The sequence below is a fragment of the Actinobacillus porcinus genome (genome assembly GCF_901764995.1).
GTDB lineage: Bacteria > Pseudomonadota > Gammaproteobacteria > Enterobacterales > Pasteurellaceae > Exercitatus > Exercitatus porcinus.
This window is the reverse complement of sequence record NZ_CABFKI010000003.1, coordinates 177,065-198,290: the sequence shown is the minus strand read 5'-3', so window position 1 is coordinate 198,290 and position 21,226 is coordinate 177,065. Positions and strand designations below refer to the sequence as shown.

The window sequence follows — 21,226 nt, the reverse complement described above, 5'->3', positions numbered from 1 at the left end:
ATTAACCTAATTCTTGAATTTTCTTAATCACATTACTGGTTGAACAGCCATTTTCAAAGTTAAGCACCTGAACATCACCGCCATTTGCCCACACTTCTTTTGAGCCCGCAATCTCTTCCGGTTTATAATCGCCGCCTTTAACGAGTAAGTCAGGTAAAACTTCGCCAATCAAACGTTGTGGCGTATCTTCGTCAAATGCCACTAACCAGTCCACGGAAGCTAACCCTGCCAATACTGCCATACGGTTATTCAGATCATTAATCGGTCTGGTTTCCCCTTTTAAACGTTTTACCGAAGCATCGGTATTGACCGCAACAATCAAACGATCCCCTAACTTACGCGCATTCTCGAGATAAGAAACATGACCTGGGTGTAAAATATCAAAACAACCGTTGGTCATGACAATTTTTTCACCACGATCTTTCGCTAATTGCACCGCACTTTTGAGTTCCGCTTCCGTCATAATGCCAAAACCTGTGGTCGTTCTACCATGAATCGCATGTTCCAACTCAACGGTAGAAACAGTCGATGTACCCAATTTGCCCACCACAATGCCTGCCGCCACATTCGCCAAATAACAAGATTCTTCCAATGAGCGACCATCCGCCAATGCAGTTGCCAATACAGAAATCACCGTATCTCCCGCCCCGGTGACATCATAAACCTCTTTCGCTTCTGTTGGTAAATGAAAGGCCGGTTGATTTGGACGCAATAATGTCATCCCTTTTTCTGAACGCGTCACTAAAAGCGCGGTCAATTCAAAGTCAGCAATCATTTTCAGGCCTTTTGTGACAATATCTTCTTCACATTCACACTTACCGGCTACCGCTTCAAATTCGGACATATTCGGGGTCAACAAGGTTGCACCTCGATAACGTTCAAAATCTGTGCCTTTCGGGTCAATTAAAACAGGCACATTGGCTTGACGCGCAATTTGGATCATTTGCTGAACATCATTCAGCGTTCCTTTACCATAATCCGATAAGATCAAAGCGCCCACATTTTTCACCGCGCTTTTTAATTTTTCTAACAAACTTTCACTATGAACATTATTAAAATTTTCTTCAAAATCAAGGCGCAATAATTGTTGATGACGAGACAAAATGCGTAATTTGGTAATCGTTGGATGGGTATCTAATTTTACAAAATCACAATGAATTTTCTCATTCTCAAGCAATTTGGTTAACGCGGAACCTGCTTCATCATTTCCCGTTAAACCTAACAATTGTACGGGCACATTCAACGAAGCGATATTCATTGCCACATTCGCCGCACCACCTGCACGTTCTTCATTTTCTTGTACACGAACCACCGGCACAGGCGCTTCAGGGGAAATTCGATTAGTCGCCCCAAACCAATAGCGATCAAGCATAACATCACCAAGCACAAGCACTTTGGCGGTAGGAAATTGAGCAGAATACTGAGCCATAAAAAATATCCTCATAAAAAAATTTGACGTGATTTTACCATAGGACAACAGGCTTTTCTTAAGTTTTCTCAAAATTTGCGTTAAACTAACCGCACTTTCAAATGGATGTATCGCAATGTCTAAAAATCATTTACCACAATTTAAAAAATCCTATCTTCACCCTAAACATTGGGGATTTTGGCTCGCCGTTGGCATATTTTGGCTGATTTTATGTTTACCTTACCCTATTTTATGCCATATCGGCACCGGACTTGGAGCGTTGTTTAGTCGATTAAAGGTCGGCAAAAGACGCGCTAAAATCGCACGCCGTAATTTAGAATTGGCTTTTCCTGAAATGCCCGAAAGCCAACGAGAGCAGATTTTGCAGGAAAACCTCAAATCCGTTGGCATGGCGATTATTGAAACAGGTATGGCATGGTTTTGGTCCGATCGCCGTATCAAAAAATGGTCAAAAATCGAAGGATTAGAACACCTGAAAAATCATGGGGATCAGGGCATTTTATTTGTAGGCGTGCATTTTCTTACCCTTGAACTTGGTGCACGAATTGTCGGTATTCATCACCAAGGTATTGGCGTTTACCGCCCCAATGACAACCCTGTTTTTAACTGGCTACAAGTTTGGGGGCGTTTGCGTTCAAACAAAGAGATGTTAGATCGCAAAGATTTACGCGGGATGATCAAAGCATTGAAAAACAAAGAAACCATTTGGTATGCGCCGGATCATGATTACGGTCGAAAAAATGCGGTGTTTGTGCCATTTTTTGCAGTCAAAGACGCAGCGACAACGACAGGCTCTTATTTTTTACTGCGTTCTGCACCGGGAACTAAAGTTGTGCCTTTTGCCCCTTTACGCAATCAAGATGGTACAGGCTACACCGTTAGTATCTCGCCGGCAGTGGATTTTAGTGATTTAAGCAATGAAACTGACATCGCTAAACGAATGAACAAAGTAGTAGAAAAAGAAATTATGAAAGGGGTCGAACAATATATGTGGCTACACCGTCGCTTTAAAACACGCCCTGATGAAAATGCGCCAAGTTTATATGATTAAAATCTAAGTAAGGGTGGATGATGATGTAATAAAGCCAAGCTAATCACGGCTTTATTATATCCCCCTAAACATCTACTAAAATCAAAATTGCCGCATCACCACCCCATTCTTTTGGTGCTTGATGTAAAGCACGCACTCTCGGATGTTGAACTAACCAGCGTGGAATTTGCTTTTTGAGCGTAAAGGTTCCGTAGCCTGTCATAATGCTGGCACAGTACACATGTTCATCCACACAAGCCTGCAACAAACTTGCTAATTCTTGTTTGGCTTGTTCGCGCGTTAAACCGTGCAAATCTAAAAACAAGTCCGGAGAAAAATCTCCACGGCGAAGCTGTTTTAATAAATAGCTATCTTCATTTTCGCGCAAATATTTCACCGCACTTTCTTCATCTAATAAAGGTTCATATTCATCGGAAAAATAAAATAAAGTATCTTGCTTTTCACGAATTTCACGTTGTTCGGATTTTTTCTTCGTATTAACTGAACGCGGCGCGACAAAAGTATTTTGCTCAATTTTCTTTGTGCCTTGGATATTTTCTCGAAATAAAGCGATATCTTCTTCGTTTAACATTCTGCATTCCTTTTCATTTTTGCGTATAATACCACAGATTCTTTCGTCTTTTTAAGGACATACCTATGACAACACATAATCAAGAACTCGTTGAACTGATTGCATCCGATGATGTACCTAACAACCTACAAACCATTAAAGATTTTCTGCGCTGGACCTTTAGTAATTTTAACCGTTCCGATATTTATTATGGACATGGTCAAGATAACGCTTGGGATGAAAGCCTACATTTAGTATTAACCGGCTTAGAATTGCCGATGGATTTACCGGATAATTTATTCGATACCCGTTTAACCTTATCGGAAAAACAATTATTGGTAGGGCTTGTTACAGAACGCTTGGCAAAACGCGTGCCGGTGGCGTATTTAGTGAACAGCGCATGGTTCTGCGGATTGGAATTTTATGTGGATGAACGCGTGATTGTGCCACGTTCGCCGATTAGCGCACTGATTGAAGATCGCTTTCACGGCATTTTACACCACAACCCAAAACGCATTTTAGATCTCTGTACGGGTAGCGGTTGTATTGCCATTGCCTGCGCGGAAAAATTCCCAACGGCGGAAGTGGATGCGGTGGATTTATCCTTTGATGCGTTAAATGTAGCGGAAATCAATATTGAGCGATACGACATGCAAGATCGCGTATTTCCATTACAATCCGATCTGTTCACGAACCTGATCGGCGATAAATATGATCTGATTGTGACCAATCCGCCTTATGTGGATTTAGAAGATCTCGGTGATATGCCTGAAGAATTTCATTTTGAACCGGAACTTGCACTGGGTTCAGGTTATGACGGTTTGGATATTACCAAACAGATTCTTGCCAATGCAGCAGATTATCTCAATGATGACGGAGTGCTGGTTTGCGAAGTGGGCAACAGTATGGTGCATTTAATGGAACAATACCCTGAAGTACCGTTTAATTGGGTAGAACTGAAAAATGGTGGCTTGGGCGTATTTACCTTAACCAAAGCCCAATTGGAAGAATATCGCGATTTATTCCGTTAATCACTCTCCACAAAACAGTCGTTGAGCCTGTCGAAACGTAAATCTTGTGCGGTCGCCGAAATGTCTTATAGTTCGGCAAGTTCACCAATCGTGCATCAACAGGCTCACCAACTGCCATTTCAGCTTTTTGCAAGTGTTACACAGTAGCATTTCTCAGAGATGAGCTTTGTCAACAATCTAACAGCTCTTATTATAAAACTGATACGCCTGATCCATATTCTCAAATTTGTGCATAATACCATTGTCTAACACCATGGCATTATCGCAGTACTCTTTAATCGCCGCCGGGCTATGGGAAACTAGAATAATCGAGCGATCTTTGCGCTTTTCAAACAACTCGTATTTACATTTTGCCGTAAAGCGATTATCACCTACCGCGATCACTTCATCAATCAAATAGCAATCAAATTCTACGGAGAGAGAAATAGCAAAGGCAAGCCGGGCTTTCATCCCTGATGAATATTTCTTTACCGGTTCATATAAATAATCACCAAGCTCGGAAAATTCTTCGGTAAAATGTTGCATATACTCAAGATCCGTCCCATAAATCCGACTGATAAAACGTAAATTATCCATTCCGGTTAAACTGCCTTGAAATGCGCCGCTAAATGCCAACGGCCAAGAAATGCTCATTTGGCGATCAATCTCACCGCTTGTTGGCGGTTCAACGCCGCTCATTAAACGGATCAGGGTCGATTTTCCCGAACCGTTGCGCCCTAAAATCCCTATTTTCTCGCCTTTTTTAAGCTCAAAATTAATATCTTGTAACACCGTTTTCCAACCGTTACGGGTATGATAACGTTTGCTGACATTTTTTACGCTAATCATTGAGGTTCAATCCCTTTACTAAAATTCTTCACCATTATTAAACCCACTAATAACATGGCTAAATCACAAACAATCAAAAAACCAACATTTTCGTAAGTAGTAATAGAATCACCAAAATAGCCATGTCTAAACATTTCTGTACCACTAATCATCGGTACCCATTGCAATACCTCTCGAACTTGTTGAGGAAAAGTATGCAACAAAAAGAAAGCACCGGATAAAGGCATAAACACAAAACTCAATGTTCCCCAAATTTTACCAAACGCTTCATATTTTTGGGCAATGGCACAAATAATTAACCCTAAGCCAACTGCAAAGATTGCCATTAATAACCACGCCATCACCATATACAATGCATCTTGTGGTACGCTAATCCAATCTATTGCAATAAACACTATCATAATGAAAATTTGTGCTGTCGTCGCCCCAGCAATTTCTAATAGCATACGGGCAAAAATGGTATCTAAGGGCCTAACATTACGATGATAAAGCAAACTTAAATTGGCTGAAACAGCACCAATGGCACGCCCTGAAGCATTGCGCCACATCATCATTAACGGGTAACCGGTAATGGCAAAAGCAACAATATTTAGCGTAGAAACCTGATTGGCTCGAACAAATTTCCAAAGCAACGTGATCAATAGCGTCATCATTAACGGCTCAACAAAAAGCCATAAAAAACCAATATTATTACGTCCATATCGCGTAATAATTTCACGCATCAATAGAGCATAAATTACCCTACCTTGAATAACACGCGAACGTTTAAATGTTGTTTTATTGCCATATCGCATTAGTTTTTATGCTCTCTTATACTTGCAATTAACAAACTTAATACACCGTATAACATTAAGCCGATAATCAATGTAGATAAAATATTGTATAACCGATGCGGTTCTGCCGCCCAATCGGGTTGGCTAGGCTGATTCACCACTTCCAAATAAAGTTGTTGGCGATCGGATTCACTACGGGTATTTTGCAAGGATGTCATTGCAGCGGCTAATTGTTGGGTTGCCAATTCATTAGCTAAAACTAATCGCTGATAATCCGCACTTTGTGTGGCAACAGAATTACCACGTCCCGATAAAAGTTTGGATTGTTCATTGATTTCTTTTTTCAGGCTTTTTTGACGCGTCAATAAAGCTTCGACTTGCGGATTATCGGGCGTCATCGATTGTAATTGTGCCAACTGCGTTTCTACGCGAACCAACTCTGCTTTCAATGTTGAGATCAAGGTTAATTGCACACCAGATTGCGCGGGCAAATCAAAAATATTGTTTTTAATTCGATATTCCGTTAACGCGGCTCCCGCTTCCTTCACATTATGTTCTGCATCCGCTACCGCCTGCTCCGCATATTCCATCGTGTCTTTCCGAGCACGCTCATTTAAGCGGTTAATTAATTGCTCACCTAAGTTTAACAACTTCTGATTAATAACCTGCCCTTCCGAAGAATCAAAGGCACGTACACGTAACGTTGTAATCCCCGAAACAGAATCTAAATCTACGCTAATCCGATCTTTAAAATAACGATAAAATTCTTCTTCCGAACCACTTAAACCAAAGGTATTAAAACGGCTTAAAAAATCCCCTTTAGTGGAATAGAAATCCTTCACAGGAATTTCTTCTTCAAGTTGAGAAAGTGCGGTGCGAGATTGAATATATTCACGAACCGTATAAGCATCGTCTTGCGAACGCGAAAAACCTGTTCCCTGTAGTAGTGCGCCAAACCCCGTTAAAGACGCCTGATTTTTCGGCGAACGCACCACAAAACTTGACTCCGAAATATACACATCTGACGCGAACAGTCCAAAATAAATGGTTGAGAACAGCGTTGGCAAAAACACGGTCAACCACAACAAAGGACTTCGCATTTTAGATGTTTTTTTCTTTTTATTGTTGATAGCTACATTATTCATTAAACATCCTTAATAGGCACGAATCGTATTCGTTGTACTGGTCACTGGCGAAGTAATCGAGAAAATCATTCTCAAGAATTTTTGAAACTCTGCCAATGGAGCATTCGATACATACACAACGTCTTTATCTTGCATTGGGAAACGTTGCAATAAAAACAGAGACTTAGGATCAAGCAAATCTACGCGATAAACTGTCGGCACATCCATACCAACACCATAGCCTTTAGCCTGCCATTGGCGTTGTTGATTTTGATCAAGCTGTTCATAAGGCACATAACGGAACACAAAAATACCGCGCGGGTCTGAGCGTGTATCAATCAAACCGCCCATCTTACCAATGGCTTCAGCCAGCGTAATCCCCTTGCTAGAAAACCGCACTTGTTGATTATTCCCTACTGCACCTAACCCGGTAAAACTATAGGGTGTATTCAATAACGACACCACATCACCCGCGCGCAAGAAAATATTTTGTCGCGGATCCGCAATTAATGTCGCATATGCCAAGGTTTTCACTTGATTACCACGAGTCAATTGCACCGTGATATCATCAATGTTTTCCTGCGTTCCCCCCACTGCAGCAACCGCATCTAATACACGCTCATTGCTTGCTGTTAACGGCATCCGCATTGCACTTCCCTGACGCACAACGGTAACATCGGCAGAATTATTATTCGCAAGCTTAACCAGCACCTGCGGCTGATTGGCTTTACGTTTCAACGCGCCCACAATCTGTCCTTGAATTTGTTCAGGCGATTTACCTACCACCGAAATATTCCCCACAAAAGGCACACTCACCGTACCGTTTTGGTTAACCATCTGTGGTGGCAATTGGGTTAAATGTCCACTCCCCTGTCCATCTGCACTAAAAGTCCCGCCAAACAACACCGCAGGCGGAGCTTCCCAAATAGAAATTTCTAACACATCACCCGCATTCACTGTTCCGCTATAACCCGAACCGTTATTTAATACATCAAATCCTGAAAATAATTGCTGACCTTGAGTTTGATAAAGACGCTGAACCAAACTATTGTCTAACTCAATCACATTAACGTCAGGAAGGGCTTTATTATCATTCACCGACACGACTTTACTGTAACTCGGACCAGAGGTAGGCAGACTATCACACCCTGCCACCATAAGACTCAACGCCAATAAAGATAACGTTGAATAGGGATTTTTCATATTTTTTTCCTTTTTACGATATTATATAGTAGTTGCACAAAGCTGGAATGGCGATTGGTGAGCTTGTCAAACCACGGTTGGTGAGCTTGTCGAACCACGGTTGGTGAGCTTGTCGAACCATAAGACATTTCAGCGTTTACTGCACAAGATAACAATTAATCCAATGACAAGTCAAATCATCACCCTTAAATCAAATCCAAATTAAGGCTTGTTGATGTTTTTCGCTGGATAATAAAAGCTGTCTTTAACATACATTGTCATTGGTAACTTCCTTCCCGGTTGTGCTTAATAACGTTATGCGTTACGATTATTGAAATTATTGATTATCACTAAGGAGTTTTTATGTCTCGCACTGTCCCTTTAGTTCACCCGGGGGAAATCTTGCTTGAAGATTGGCTTATTCCCCTAAATATTAGTCAATATGCATTGGCAAAAGCTATTCAGGTTCCGCCTCGCCGTATTAACGAGATTGTGAAAGGTAAACGTGCCATTACGCCCGATACAGCACTGCGTTTAGCGAAGTTTTTCAATACTTCACCACAATCTTGGTTAAATCTACAAAACCACTACGACACAGAATTAGTTAAAGCCAATATTGAAAATGAATTGGCGTTTATTCCTGCATTTCAATTTGCTTAATTCTTAATTACTATGGTAGTACTCCACTAGAACGGAGTACTCTTTGCTATTTTTTATCATCCCCGTGATGTTGCGGCAATATCTATATCTCTATTCATCACTGTCGAGAGCGCACAACAACTGACTTTGATATGGATAAAGACGGCAATATAACCAAGAGAGACATTAAAAGCCTTGATGCGCTTTGCCAGTGAAAAGATGGGCGGTATGGGGTGAAAATCAATACAATACTCACTATACATCGCCTACCCGTTGCACGGAACTTCTCTAATACCACCAGCGATAGCCGAATAGTCGTTGCTCCCCACCAAAACCAAAGCACTCACGATTCAGCAACACATTGACAAAACCATATCGCCAAAAAACGATAAAACCACGCCCTAATGGTTTACATTTTATAACAAAATATGCTATTTTTCCAAGCAAGCAAGCAAGCAAGCAAGCAAGCAAGCAAGCAAGCAAGCAAGCAATGAGATTCTAACCATAATTAATTGATATTAAAAGATATTTTTAACCAAGCCACAAGAAATAAAGAAGATAACTATTGTTGAACATAACCAAGAAAACAACGAAAAGTCGAAAACACTTTTCCAACATTTTAGAAGTAGCTCAATATACACTTAATCCTCATTTGGGTTAAATTTACTACTTAATTGAAAAGTACGGGATTAGCACTAATACAGTTAGAGAAATTCTTTTGGTATAACATATGCCTAAACGAATTCATGGACTTATCTATGGCGAATAATTATAAAAAAATAAAGAAATTACTTACACAACCAGGCATATTTTTCCGAGATTTCTTGAATAAGAAATATCCTATTCGAAATATAGAACAACCATTTTCTGAATCATTAGAATCCATTCTTATTAAAAGTAATCGTTTACTTTATGATTTGGTTGCCATAAACGTAGCAACAACATTTCCTATTGATGTGGTCTTTACATGGGTAAATGATAGTGATGCGCTTTGGCAAAAAAAATACCAAACATTTGTACCTTTATATATGAAAGACGCTGCACTATATGCTACAGATCCTGCCCGCTTTTCTAATCACAATGAATTATATTATTCTGTAAACGCAGTTATTAAATTTATGCCTTGGGTCAATCATATCTATATAGTAACCGATAACCAAAAACCTGCTTGGTTAAACGAATGTAACAAAGTAACTATTGTGGATCATAAAGATATTATTGATTCAGAATATCTACCAACCTTTAATTCTCACGTAATTGAGGCTTTTTTACATAAAATTCCTAATTTGAGTGAAAACTTTATCTATTTTAACGATGATGTTTTTGTTGCCAGACCATTACAGCCTGAACATTTCTTTCAGAATAATGGTGTAGCATCGCTTTTTGTCGCAGCAAAAAGTCTAAGAAAAATGAGAGAAAATGGTATAATCACACCAACGCTATCTGCATCAGAAAGAAGTATTACTCTCTTAAACCGATATTATCAAACAAACTTAGATACTCCATTAGTTCATACGTATATTCCTCTTAAAAAGAGCATGTATCAGTTAGCTTGGCAAAGATATGAAAATGAAATAAGAGCATTCTTAGGAAATAAATTTCGGATGAGTAATGATTTAAATTTTGCTAATTTTCTTATTCCATGGTTAATGTATTTTGAAGGGAAATCCGTTCCAAGAGTAGAGATTTGTTATTATTTTAATATTAGATCTAATGATGCTTTAGTTAAATATCGTAAACTAATTCATAAAAAGAAAATAGGACAAGAACCACATTCTTTTTGTGCAAATGATTTTAATAGTAATAACAGTACTGAGAACTATAAGCAAAAACTAATAGCTATGTTAGAAAACTATTATCAATAAGAGAAAAAATATGAATAATATTAAACGTAAAATTAAAAAGCTAGTGAGAGACCCTAAATTATTCTTTAAAGATATGTATCAAAAAAGAGTAATTCACTTAAAACAAAAAAGAATTATTAAGCATAAAACAAACAATCAATATACTATCGTTTCTGCTGTTTATAATGTTGCGAGTTATTTAGATGAGTACTTTATTAGTATAACTAAACAAACTTTAAGTTTTAAAAATCATATCCATATTATCTTAGTGGATGATGGTTCAACGGATAATTCAGCTGAAATTATTAAAAAATGGCAAAAAAAATACCCTAAAAATATTCACTATATTTATAAGGAAAATGGAGGGCAAGCATCTGCACGAAATTTAGGGCTAGAATATGTGAATACAGAATGGGTTGTTTTTACTGATCCAGATGATTTTTTGCACCCTGATTATTTTAAATCTGTAGATGAGTGTTTAAATAAAACTCCTTCAGCTAGTATTTTAGCTACAAATATAAAGTTATTTATTGAAAATCAAAATCTTGTTAAAGATTCTCATCCGTTGCGTTTCCGTTTTAATGAAACACATATAGAAAAAGTTAAAAACTTAGATAAGTTTATTAATTTATCCTCGGCTTCAACTTTTTTTAAAGTAGCACATATACAAAAAAAACATTTAAAATTTAATGATAAAGTGAAGCCTAACTTTGAAGATGGAAAATTTATTGCTGATTACTTGATTGATTTACAAAATACAGAGGCTATATTTGATAAAGGAGCAATTTATTTCTATCGTAAACGCGATGATTCAAGTTCAACATTAGATACATCATGGAAAAAAGAAGAAAAATATTCAAATATCTTTGAATTTGGATTCATACCTATGCTTAAAAAATATAAGGCTCAACTTGGTGTAATTCCTAATTACATTCAGAAAACAGCATTGTATGATATGAGTTGGTATGTTCAATATTTATTAAATCGACCTGAACGTATTAATTTTTTAAATAAAGAACAAAAAGAAAAATTTTATAGTTTTATGAAAGAGGTCTTCTTATACATTGATGAGAAAAATATTACGGAAAGTAATTTTGCTAATACATGGATGTTTCATAAAGTAGGTATGTTAGGTGCATTTAAAAATGCAGAACCACCATTTCAAATAGTATATATCGAAAATATAGATAGAGAAAGAAAACAATTTTTAGCTAGTTATTTTAGTTATTTTGACTACCCTTACTCCATTCAAATAAATAATCAAGAAATTATTCCTGAATATGAGAAAACAGTAGTAAATACATTAAATAATGCATTATTTAATTATGAGAAACGCTTATGGATTCCATATGGTGAACTAGATTGTTATGAAAAATTGCATTTTTTTCTCAATAAAAAAGCTATGCGTATTTCTATCAAAGGTAAAACATTTACTCATGGCATTACTATAGAAGAATTAACAAGTTTATTTTCCCCTTCTGAGAAATATCACTCTGATGGAAGTTGGCTATTGATGGATAGAGAAACTAAAGCAGATGATAATGCAGAGCATCTCTATCGTTATATGATGAAAAATCATCCTGAGCAGAAGTGCTATTTTGCTCTAAATAAAACAGCACCTGATTGGAAACGACTTGAAAGAGATGGATTTAATTTAGTTGAATTTGGTAGTAAAGAGTTTGAAACGTGTTTACGTCGAGTTAGTAAAATTATATCTAGCCATTTAGAAAAACATATCAATAATTATTTTAATGATTTTTATGAAGATAGTAAAAAATTTGTATTTTTACAACATGGTGTAACAGTCCATGATTTGTCAACATGGATAAACTCTAAAAGGAATTTGCATTGTTTTATTACAGTAACAAATCAAGAGCATGAGTCTATTGTGGCTAATTTTAATAATTATAAGCTTACAGAAAAAGAAGTTATTCTTGCAGGATTTCCACGTTACGATAATTTATCATTAGAAAATAAGAAGGATCGAAAATCCATTCTAATTATGCCAACCTGGAGGAAAAATATTGTCGGTGAAAATATAGGGATTGGTAGTAATACACGTACGCTGAATAAAGCATTTATGCAAACTGATTATGCGCAGCATTGGTATAAATTATTGCATTCTGATAAATTAAAAGAATTAGCAGATAAATATCAATATGAAATTTTCTTTGCTCCGCACCCAAATATTGAGCCTTATTTAGAAATGTTTAATGTACCAGGCTATATTAATGTTTGGAGTATGGTGAAAGAAACAACAAGTGTTCAAAAACTTTTTGGTTTTTCTTCTATCTTGATTACTGATTATTCTTCTGTTGCTTTTGATATGGCATATTTAAACAAAGCAATTATTTACTATCAATTTGATAAAAATAGTTTTTTTTCTGGAGAACATACTACTCAACATGGGTATTTTAAATATGAAAATGATGGTTTTGGTCCAGTTACAGAAACACAGGAGCAAGTTCTATCAGAGTTAGAAAAAATAATGATACATGGAAGAGCTGAGTCTGAATACTTGAAGCGTATTCAAAAAACTTTCCAATTTCAAGACAATAGAAACTGTCAGCGCGTTTACCAAGCAATAGTCAACTTAGACTCTCCAGAAAAAAATGACAATATTTCTGTTGTTAAAAATATGCTTGCTCAAGCAGAAAATTATAAAGAATGGAATCTTGTTGGAAAGCGAATATTTAATTTATTACAGAGTAAAAAACTAAATGATAAAGAATATGATGAGTATGAGCAAAGATATTTAAGTGCTTTATTCAATGATAAGGATTTTGTAAACTTACTAAATTATCTAACTCTAAATAAAGTCAAAAATATGTCTTATTGGCAGGCTAAAGTAGATTTAAAAATTGGTAATATAAAACAGGCTGCTAAATATTTTGCAGACAATAAGATAGGGTCACAAGAAGATAGATTAATAGCTACTTTAGCTGCTGCATTAAGTGGAGATATTGAGTCTGTCGAAATATTGAGTCGAAACTTGTCACCTGAATTACCAATAGAGTATAGTCCATTATTATTACTTGCTGAAAAAATTAGCCAACAAGAATATTTTGTTGCTATAAGCCTTATTGAAAATTTGTTGGAACAATTGTCAAGTGAAGACAAATATATCTTTAAGCTAGAATTATTGGCAAGTTACATATGTATGCAATTAAATAATTTAAAACGAGCTCATGACTATTTAGTTCGTTATGAAAATCATAGTAAAAATGATCCCTCTTGTCGTATTGCGATAGCACGTTTAGCGAAATTACGTCATAATGATGAAAAATTATTTACTCAAATGAATCGTGCTTTTGAAGATAATTTACTGCTGATACCAGAAGATTTAGTCCCAAACTACTTGAGGGTACTTGAACAACAAAAAAATATTATAGCGGAAGAAACTCTATTGACCCAATTTAGAGAAAAATATCCACAGAGCCAAGAAATTGCGTTATATAAAGCAGAAAAATTGTATCGCTCAAATGAATGGCAAGCATTAACAAACTTGCTAATTGACTATATTTATAATTCTGAACGAGCAATGTATTTATATGCACTGGCTTTATGTCGCCTTGGGCAATCAGAAGATGCTCAAAATATGTTAAATATAATACCTAAGCAAGATACGTTTAAATATTGGAAGCTTGTCGCAGAAACTGCAGAGTTAAAAAAAGATAAAGCACTCTTGAAATATAGCATAGAGAAACAGTTAGAAACCCTATAATAACTAGGAGATGAATATGTCACAGCCTGTAACACAATTAGTAGATATCACAGAAAATAATATTTTTGCTTTTTGGGAGTCTCCAAACCCTATTCCAGCATACCTAGATTTATGCAGAGAAACTTGGATTAAAAATATTCCAAATTGCAAAATACATATACTAAATCATGCTAATTTACATGAATATATTGGTGATACTTATGATTTAGAAAAATTAAAAACTATCTCTTTTGCTATGCAGTCTGATATTATCTCAGCGGCTGTACTAGAAAAATTTGGTGGTTTGTTTTTAGACTTAGATTGTATTGTGATTGATGATATTTTTGATATTTTCAGTACTATTTCAGAGACTAAACTGATTTCATTTGGACGAGCTGACGCTAAAGCTATCCACCTTGCAGTACTTTTTTCTCGTAAGCCTAATAATCCTCTTATAAGTGAATGGCGAAAAGGAGCTCAGGAGCGTCTTCAAAACAAACCAGAAAATTATCCTTGGCATTATTTTGGAAATGGGATCATCGATCCATTACTTAAGAAACCAGAGCATAAAGATGATTTTTATATTATTGACCGTACACAAAGTGGCAATATTTTAGAGTCAGCTGTATTTGGTAGTAATCTTAATAGAGCTATCGAGGATTATAAAAATTTATATTTTAATGAGGCGTTTAGCTTCTCACCCGCCTTATTAGATAAAGTAAATTGTGGAGTGATTTCGTTACACAATTCTTGGTCACCGCCAGAGTATAAAAATATGCCAAATAAGATGGATTTTTTAAGTAAAAATGTACTTATTTCAGGGATGCTTAATTATATTTTGAATAACTCTACACATAAAACGATAAGAAATATATTTCCTATTATTGAATCCTTTATTGTTAAGAATTTAAAAGAGAGAGACATTGTTCATTCCCTAAAATATTTTAGAAATATGTTAGTTTTAGATTTTTTTTCTAAAGGAAATCATTTTGCCTTTGATATATCAATAAAAGATGATTCAATTCATTTGGATTTTATTTTGAGAAATATATCACCTGAAAAAGTAAAAGAATTAGAATATTTTTCAGCTAAGAATTTTAATGTAAACAAAACAAGAATTATTTCAGATATAGATCAGAAAAAAATTCTGGATGAAATCATTAAAATCCATACCATAATGGAAAATCTTAATGTAGAAAGTTCAAGTGTTTTATCTAATTTACCAAAATCGATTCTTAAAAATTCGGTGGTTGATTTACAAATTTTCAGATTAATTGAAAATATCCTTTATATTGAAGGTGTAGGCATTATCACAGGTCAAAGTGCTAGGGAATATAGCGATATTGATTATAAACTTATTATTAAAGGGGCTTCTGGTGAGTATGTCAAAAACTTAGGAAAAGGTTCTCGACCAGAACTTACAAAGCATTATGCTGCAGGAACAAATTTCAATTATGATAAGTGTTGGTTTGCTACACTTGGATATAAAGGAATTGATATTTCTGAACTGCCTGTAGGAACTTATGAGCTATTCTTAAAAATTAGTGTAAATGGTTTTGAGCAAGTATTTGCTCTATCTTCACAAAAACTGATGCGATTTAATAATACTTTCTTTAGCTTTGAAGCAAATTCAGAAGGTAATAACTTTTTCATAAAACAAGAATTAAACGGAGCTATTAAAAAAATAATAAGTACCTATACATCTAAATTGGGGGTAATAACTCAACGTGAAGAATGCTTAGACATACATTATAAAAATGGAAATCATCCTATTATATTACTTACAGCCAATGTAATGACTAATCAAATCATTCTATCCTGTGACGATAAGGCTGTTTTAGCCAATTTATATCATCATATAGGGGCAACAAATGGGGAACTTCCAACCAAAGAAGATACTGATTTAGCAAAAACTTTAAATTTGCTATCTATAGAAATTGAGAAATTTATTGGAAGAAACACTAAGTTCAGTAATAGCAGATTAAATGTAAATGGATATTATCAAGATGAGTATAACAATATCATCGAAGCACCACTCGAACTGAAAAATGTACAAGTACAATTTTTTGGTAAAAATAACTATGTGAAATTACATGAACGATCTAACTTAAAAAATACTGTCATTGAATTTAAAGGTGATAATGCTTCATTTTCTATTGGTCAACAGACAGATATGTCTGGTACCTTCCGTTTAGGATTCGGTTGTCATATTACTATTGGTAATAATACAACGAGTACTAATGCCGTATGGGTAACTTGCGCAGAACAAACCAGTATCATAATAGGCGATGATTGTATGTTTGCAACAAATAATCAAGTTAGAACCGACGATTCTCATGCTATTTATGATGTGAATACAGGTACACGAGTAAATCCATCTAAAGATATTGTGATTGGAAATCATGTTTGGGTTGCTTATGGTGCAACGATTTTAGGTGGGAGCCATATTGGTAATGGCTCAGTTATCGGAGCTTATTCTTTAGTGAAAAAAGAGGTTCCAAATAATTGTGTAGCTGCGGGTATTCCAGCAAAAATCATTAAAAAAGATATTTTCTGGGAACGTCCTTTACTATTAAATATGGTGGATGAAACTATCTTTCCAAGTGAATACTTAGAGCTGAAAGAGTATATTCAGAATACAGAAGAATAGTTTTTATCTTCTTTGCAAGAATGTATTTTACGATTTTTTCTTGCCAAAATGTATTGAATGATTAATTGTATTACAAACTTAAGGAAAACAATGAAATCAAATGATGTTATTAAAATCCCTTTTAATGCTATCAAAGATAAACTTTTAGAAAACAAGATTACAATTCACCATGCGGTGAATAACCCAAATATTGTTTTATCTGTCAATAAAGATATTAGTTTAGAAAGCAATGTTACCTTCTGGGGATTTTGTAATACATTATGGTCTATGGGATGTCATAGTTATAGTGGCAGTAATTTAGGCTATGGTGTTAAAGTAGGGCGATTTTGTAGTATTGCTGTCAATGTTTCCATTATGGGGGCTCACCACTTCCCCGATTGGATTTCTACATCACCTGTTTTTTATAACTCCGGTTATCATAATTTAATAGGAGAAGATCTTAGTAATATAGCTCGCCAAGATAGAAACATTGAAATAGGTAATGATGTTTGGATTGGTTCTGGTGTGGTTTTAAAAAGCCACCTTAAAATTGGTAATGGTGCAATTATTGCAGCTAACTCGGTAGTTACGAAAGATGTTCCGCCGTTTGCCATTGTTGGAGGAAACCCAGCTAGAATTATTAGATTCCGTTTTAGTGACGATTTAATTCAAAAAATTCAGCAAATAGAATGGTGGAATTATCATCTAGAAGATTTTAACGGATTAAATGCAAATAATCCTGAGCAATTTATAGATGAACTTAATGAAAAAGTTTTGAAAAATGATCTAAAACATATAGCTATAAAGTCTCTAACTCTATCCGAGTTACAAGTATAATAAACGAATATTTGTGAATAGCAAAAAGGTGTAATAGACAAAAGGCTTAGTTAATAATGATCTGCACTTCAGAAGTTAGGCTACACACCCAACTAATTAAGGTGCAGATTTTTTATTACTAGATACAACCAATCTTTCAAACAATATGTCATCAAATTTTATCCTCATAATTAAAAGGGCATAGTAGACAAAATAGTTGCTGTGTAGTGGTACACTAATCCCGCAGTCCTCAATAGGTGGTAAAATTAAACCCAAAATGAGGATATAAAAATGCGAAGACCTAGAAGAACCTTTAGTGCAGAATTTAAAGCTGAAGCAGTAAAATTGATTACCGATCGTAAATATTCTATTGCACAAGCTTGCAAAGAACTCGACATTGGTGAAACCGCGTTGCGTCGCTGGGTAAGTCAAGTTCAAGCGGAATGTCAGGGCTATGTGTTGCCGGGTTCAAAGCCAATCAACCCTGAACAACAACGCATTCGAGAGTTAGAAAACCGTATCAAAGAGCTGGAAGAGGATAAAGAAATTCTAAAAAAGGCTACAGCGATTTTAATGTCTCTCGAGAACAGCGATACCAAGCGGTCACGACGTTAAAATCGCACGGCATTAAGCGTTTATGCGCGTTATTTGGTGTGTCAGAAAGTGCCTATTACGCACGTTTGATGCAGCCAAAAACCGTGAAAAAACACACTGCACTTGCGATTGAAATCAAGCTCATTTTTGAGGCAAGTCGTCAATCTGCAGGCAAGCGAACGGTTCAATCAGGTTTGAGACAAAAAGGGATTCGAGCCGGTTTGCCGCTGATTCGTAATTTAATGATTCAACAGGGATTATTTAGCAAACAACCACAAAAATGGTATAACCGAAATAAAGAAACCGGGCAAATTTTTGCTAATCACTTGAAGCGAGAATTTACCCCAACGCCACAAACGACGGTGCTTTGTGGCGACACGACGTACATTAAAGTCAATGGGGTTTGGTGCTATTTAGCGGTGGTGATTAACCTGTTAACTCGTCAAGTTGTCGGTTGGAAACTGCGTCGATACCACGATGCGCAATTGGTTGTGGATGCGTTAAATCATGTCATGTTACATATCAAACGCACGAAAACGATGCTGTTCCACTCAGACCAAGGCAGTATTTATGGGAGTAAGCAATTTACCCGGTGTGTGCAAAAACACAAGCTAACGCAAAGTATGAGCCGACGGGGCAACTGCTGGGACAATGCACCGATGGAGCGTTGGTTCAGAAGTTTTAAGTATGAGTGGATGGCCTACGGTGGCTATGCTGATTTTGAAAGTGCGGTCAAAGATGTGAGAGATTATGTGGTGTATTACAACCACACTCGCCCACATAGCTATAATCAAGGCTTGCCCCCGATGTTAGCTGAAAAAACTTATCGGGGACTGTTGAATTAGTTGATCACTACACAGTGTTTAAAACAGAAAGAACCACCTAAATTAGCACTTTTGCAAAACCCTTTTTGCGTCCCCAATGAGATTGCCGTTAAACAAGATGACATTGTTTTCTGTTTATCCGAATACAGCCTAAATTATGTGTGAATTAACCCCTTAATAAGGTATAATAAAAACAACTTTACGGTAAGTTTTACCAACTTTCGATATGAAAATAGGTTTTATTATGTTAATTCAGTTCTCAGTGGAAAATTATCGCTCAATAAAAGATGAGCAAACATTATCATTAGTTCGAAGTTCAACGGATGAAAAACCTGATAATTATTTTGATAGCAAAGCAAAGTCAACACCTTTACTTTTAAAATCAGCGGTTATTTATGGTGCTAATGCTTCAGGAAAATCTAATATTATTAAGTCATTAGATTCAATGATTAATATTGTGGCTAATTCATTTAATAAAAGTCCTAATGAATCTATCCAAACTGAATATTTTATTTTTGACCATAATACTCAAATACTTCCGACAGTTTACGATATTTCTTTTGTTGTAGATCTAATGAATGAACAAGGCAATTTACAACCCACTCGGGTAGATTATGGGTTTGTTGTAGATCATTCTATCGTTTATGAAGAATGGTTAAGTGTCTATCCTAAAGGTAGAGAACAAAATTGGTTCTATCGTCAATATAATACAGATTCATCTAATTATGATTGGAAAATGTCAGAATATTTTAAAGGTGCAAAAACAAGTTGGCAAAACCAAACTCGCCCTGATCAATTATTTCTTTCAACTTCTGTTCATCTAAATAGTGAACAATTAAAACCAATTTATTATACATTAACCAGCCGAATGCCAATCGTAAGAACAGATCGAATTAGCAATCAAATTTCAAAAGATTTTTGTAAAGAATCTGAAAGAAATAAATCTATTTTAATTCAACTGTTACGCGCTTCAGGAATTGATTTAAATGATATTGTTTTTGAAAAACCACAAATTAATATTAATGATTTATCAGATAAACTCCCTGAACATATTAGAACAGAAATTTTAAATGATTTAAAAGAACAACTTATCTCTCAAAATGAGACTTTTTTTGTCTATAATGATGATTTAGGTTATTCACAAAAAATAAATTTAAGAGAGGAGTCTGATGGAACCCAAAAACTATTTGAATTTGCAGGTCTTGTTCTAGCTGTATTACATAATGGTGATACATTAATTATTGATGAATTAAATAAAAGTCTTCATCCTGATTTAGTTCGATTTATTGTTCAACTATTTAATTCATCAGTTAATGAAAAAAATGCTCAACTTATTTTTACAACACATGAAACATCTGTTTTAAGAAAAAATCTATTACGACGTGATCAAGTTTGGTTCTGCGAAAAAAGAAAGGATCGCTCAACAAATTTATATCCTTTAACCGACTTCAAACCTCATGTAAATCGTGAAGATATAGAAGAATATTATTTACATGGGAAATATGGTGCAAAACCGGTATTTCAGGATTTTCAACTACCAAAAGAATTTTGGAGTGTGTAATTTCTATGGCGAAACGAAAAAATCGTGAGTTAACTCGAAAATCACCTAAAAGAGAAGCTTATAAGACAGTATTAATTGTTTGTGAAGGACAAAAAACAGAGAAATTATATTTTGAGAATTTAATTCTTAAAGAAAAACTTTCGTCAGTAAATATTAAAGTCTATTCCGGAAATAATTCTGATCCGAAATCCGTTGTTGAAACTGCTATACAAAAAAGAGAAGAACAACGTCAATATTTAGACTTTGATGAAGTTTTTTGCGTCATTGATCGTGATAATCATTCTACATTTAATGAAGCTCAAAAGCTGGCAAAAGTAAATAATATTCAGTTAATTGTTTCTTATCCAAGCTTTGAATATTGGTATTTATGTCATTTTATAGCTTCTCGAGCACCAATTATCGGGACTGGTTCCAAAAGTGCGGGAGATATGTGTGTAGATTTATTAAATATACATTGGAAAAAAACATTTAATGAAATTTATAAAAAAGCTAGACCAGGGATTTATACAATCTTATTACCCTATCTTAATACAGCTAAAAAGAATGCTATGAATGCCTTAATAGATAGTGAAATCAATAATGAACCAAATCCTTCAACACGAGTTCATTTATTAGTTGAAAATCTAATTAATATCAGAAATTAATCAT

17 protein-coding genes are annotated in these 21,226 nt (G+C 35.3%); 11 read left to right on the top strand and 6 right to left on the bottom strand.

Annotated elements, in window-relative coordinates; all coding sequences use genetic code 11:
• Window position 1: 1 nt before the first annotated feature.
• Entirely contained in the window at window positions 2-1,429 is a 1,428-nt protein-coding gene (gene hldE, locus E7T07_RS03705) for a bifunctional D-glycero-beta-D-manno-heptose-7-phosphate kinase/D-glycero-beta-D-manno-heptose 1-phosphate adenylyltransferase HldE (protein WP_135709569.1), read from the bottom strand.
• Window positions 1,430-1,544: 115 nt separating this feature from the next.
• Between hldE and E7T07_RS03700 the strand changes: the two genes are divergently transcribed.
• Window positions 1,545-2,480, top strand: a complete 936-nt coding sequence (locus E7T07_RS03700; RefSeq protein WP_135709568.1) for a Kdo(2)-lipid IV(A) acyltransferase — start codon at window positions 1,545-1,547, stop codon at window positions 2,478-2,480.
• 64 nt (window positions 2,481-2,544) lie between these two features.
• Here the strand turns inward: E7T07_RS03700 and smrB are convergent, their stop codons facing one another.
• The gene (gene smrB / locus E7T07_RS03695) at window positions 2,545-3,051 is read right to left on the bottom strand and encodes an endonuclease SmrB (RefSeq protein WP_135709567.1); all 507 of its coding nucleotides are present in this window, start codon (window positions 3,049-3,051) and stop codon (window positions 2,545-2,547) included.
• 65 nt (window positions 3,052-3,116) lie between these two features.
• Between smrB and prmB the strand changes: the two genes are divergently transcribed.
• Window positions 3,117-4,061 carry a 50S ribosomal protein L3 N(5)-glutamine methyltransferase gene (gene prmB / locus E7T07_RS03690; RefSeq protein ID WP_135709566.1) on the top strand — a complete coding sequence of 315 codons (945 nt, stop codon included), beginning with the start codon at window positions 3,117-3,119 and terminating at the stop codon, window positions 4,059-4,061.
• Between the two features lie 177 nt (window positions 4,062-4,238).
• Here prmB and E7T07_RS03685 read toward each other — a convergent pair whose 3' ends face one another.
• The 4 genes from E7T07_RS03685 to E7T07_RS03670 are packed head-to-tail and all read right to left on the bottom strand — an operon-like array spanning window position 4,239 to window position 7,989.
• Window positions 4,239-4,889 (bottom strand): ABC transporter ATP-binding protein, encoded by a 651-nt coding sequence (locus E7T07_RS03685; RefSeq protein WP_135709565.1) that lies wholly within the window; start codon window positions 4,887-4,889, stop codon window positions 4,239-4,241.
• Complete coding sequence (locus E7T07_RS03680) at window positions 4,886-5,683, bottom strand: ABC transporter permease (RefSeq protein ID WP_135709564.1); 798 nt, start codon at window positions 5,681-5,683, stop codon at window positions 4,886-4,888. The genes E7T07_RS03685 and E7T07_RS03680 overlap by 4 nt, the downstream gene beginning before the upstream one ends.
• A complete protein-coding gene (locus tag E7T07_RS03675) occupies window positions 5,683-6,807 on the bottom strand; it encodes a BexC/CtrB/KpsE family polysaccharide export inner-membrane protein (RefSeq protein WP_135709563.1) in 1,125 nt (374 codons plus the stop codon). Before E7T07_RS03675 ends, E7T07_RS03680 begins: the two co-directional genes overlap by 1 nt.
• Window positions 6,808-6,816: 9 nt before the next feature.
• Complete coding sequence (locus E7T07_RS03670) at window positions 6,817-7,989, bottom strand: polysaccharide biosynthesis/export family protein (protein ID WP_135709562.1); 1,173 nt, start codon at window positions 7,987-7,989, stop codon at window positions 6,817-6,819.
• Window positions 7,990-8,331: 342 nt separating this feature from the next.
• Here E7T07_RS03670 and E7T07_RS03665 point away from each other — a divergent pair, with 342 nt between their 5' ends.
• The 9 genes from E7T07_RS03665 to E7T07_RS03625 all read left to right on the top strand — a co-directional run bounded on the left by E7T07_RS03665 (window position 8,332) and on the right by E7T07_RS03625 (window position 21,222).
• Entirely contained in the window at window positions 8,332-8,628 is a 297-nt protein-coding gene (locus tag E7T07_RS03665; RefSeq protein WP_135709561.1) for a HigA family addiction module antitoxin, read from the top strand.
• Between the two features lie 737 nt (window positions 8,629-9,365).
• Complete coding sequence (locus E7T07_RS03660; RefSeq protein ID WP_135709560.1) at window positions 9,366-10,472, top strand: stealth family protein; 1,107 nt, start codon at window positions 9,366-9,368, stop codon at window positions 10,470-10,472.
• 10 nt (window positions 10,473-10,482) lie between these two features.
• A complete protein-coding gene (locus tag E7T07_RS03655; protein ID WP_135709559.1) occupies window positions 10,483-14,175 on the top strand; it encodes a CDP-glycerol glycerophosphotransferase family protein in 3,693 nt (1,230 codons plus the stop codon).
• 16 nt (window positions 14,176-14,191) lie between these two features.
• Window positions 14,192-16,804 carry a capsular polysaccharide synthesis protein gene (locus E7T07_RS03650; protein ID WP_167874927.1) on the top strand — a complete coding sequence of 871 codons (2,613 nt, stop codon included), beginning with the start codon at window positions 14,192-14,194 and terminating at the stop codon, window positions 16,802-16,804.
• Window positions 16,805-16,894: 90 nt separating this feature from the next.
• Window positions 16,895-17,620 carry a CatB-related O-acetyltransferase gene (locus tag E7T07_RS03645; protein ID WP_167874926.1) on the top strand — a complete coding sequence of 242 codons (726 nt, stop codon included), beginning with the start codon at window positions 16,895-16,897 and terminating at the stop codon, window positions 17,618-17,620.
• Between the two features lie 270 nt (window positions 17,621-17,890).
• Complete coding sequence (locus E7T07_RS03640; protein WP_135709556.1) at window positions 17,891-18,214, top strand: transposase; 324 nt, start codon at window positions 17,891-17,893, stop codon at window positions 18,212-18,214.
• A gap of 11 nt (window positions 18,215-18,225) precedes the next feature.
• Window positions 18,226-19,038, top strand: a complete 813-nt coding sequence (locus tag E7T07_RS03635) for an IS3 family transposase (RefSeq protein WP_246046114.1) — start codon at window positions 18,226-18,228, stop codon at window positions 19,036-19,038.
• Between the two features lie 223 nt (window positions 19,039-19,261).
• The gene (locus E7T07_RS03630) at window positions 19,262-20,578 is read left to right on the top strand and encodes an AAA family ATPase (RefSeq protein WP_135709554.1); all 1,317 of its coding nucleotides are present in this window, start codon (window positions 19,262-19,264) and stop codon (window positions 20,576-20,578) included.
• Between the two features lie 5 nt (window positions 20,579-20,583).
• A complete protein-coding gene (locus tag E7T07_RS03625) occupies window positions 20,584-21,222 on the top strand; it encodes an RloB family protein (protein WP_135709553.1) in 639 nt (212 codons plus the stop codon).
• Window positions 21,223-21,226 lie beyond the last annotated feature (4 nt).

Bases quoted from the DNA above. Each gene is read 5' to 3' on its own strand.
- E7T07_RS03630 (WP_135709554.1), top strand. From the start codon at position 19,262: ATGTTAATTCAGTTCTCAGTGGAAAATTATCGCTCAATAAAAGATGAG.
- E7T07_RS03675 (WP_135709563.1), bottom strand. From the start codon at position 6,807: ATGAATAATGTAGCTATCAACAATAAAAAGAAAAAAACATCTAAAATG.
- E7T07_RS03670 (WP_135709562.1), bottom strand. From the start codon at position 7,989: ATGAAAAATCCCTATTCAACGTTATCTTTATTGGCGTTGAGTCTTATG.
- smrB (WP_135709567.1), bottom strand. From the start codon at position 3,051: ATGTTAAACGAAGAAGATATCGCTTTATTTCGAGAAAATATCCAAGGC.
- E7T07_RS03660 (WP_135709560.1), top strand. From the start codon at position 9,366: ATGGCGAATAATTATAAAAAAATAAAGAAATTACTTACACAACCAGGC.
- E7T07_RS03665 (WP_135709561.1), top strand. From the start codon at position 8,332: ATGTCTCGCACTGTCCCTTTAGTTCACCCGGGGGAAATCTTGCTTGAA.
- E7T07_RS03655 (WP_135709559.1), top strand. From the start codon at position 10,483: ATGAATAATATTAAACGTAAAATTAAAAAGCTAGTGAGAGACCCTAAA.
- E7T07_RS03650 (WP_167874927.1), top strand. From the start codon at position 14,192: ATGTCACAGCCTGTAACACAATTAGTAGATATCACAGAAAATAATATT.
- E7T07_RS03640 (WP_135709556.1), top strand. From the start codon at position 17,891: ATGCGAAGACCTAGAAGAACCTTTAGTGCAGAATTTAAAGCTGAAGCA.
- E7T07_RS03625 (WP_135709553.1), top strand. From the start codon at position 20,584: ATGGCGAAACGAAAAAATCGTGAGTTAACTCGAAAATCACCTAAAAGA.
- E7T07_RS03685 (WP_135709565.1), bottom strand. From the start codon at position 4,889: ATGATTAGCGTAAAAAATGTCAGCAAACGTTATCATACCCGTAACGGT.
- hldE (WP_135709569.1), bottom strand. From the start codon at position 1,429: ATGGCTCAGTATTCTGCTCAATTTCCTACCGCCAAAGTGCTTGTGCTT.
- E7T07_RS03645 (WP_167874926.1), top strand. From the start codon at position 16,895: ATGAAATCAAATGATGTTATTAAAATCCCTTTTAATGCTATCAAAGAT.
- E7T07_RS03680 (WP_135709564.1), bottom strand. From the start codon at position 5,683: ATGCGATATGGCAATAAAACAACATTTAAACGTTCGCGTGTTATTCAA.
- prmB (WP_135709566.1), top strand. From the start codon at position 3,117: ATGACAACACATAATCAAGAACTCGTTGAACTGATTGCATCCGATGAT.
- E7T07_RS03700 (WP_135709568.1), top strand. From the start codon at position 1,545: ATGTCTAAAAATCATTTACCACAATTTAAAAAATCCTATCTTCACCCT.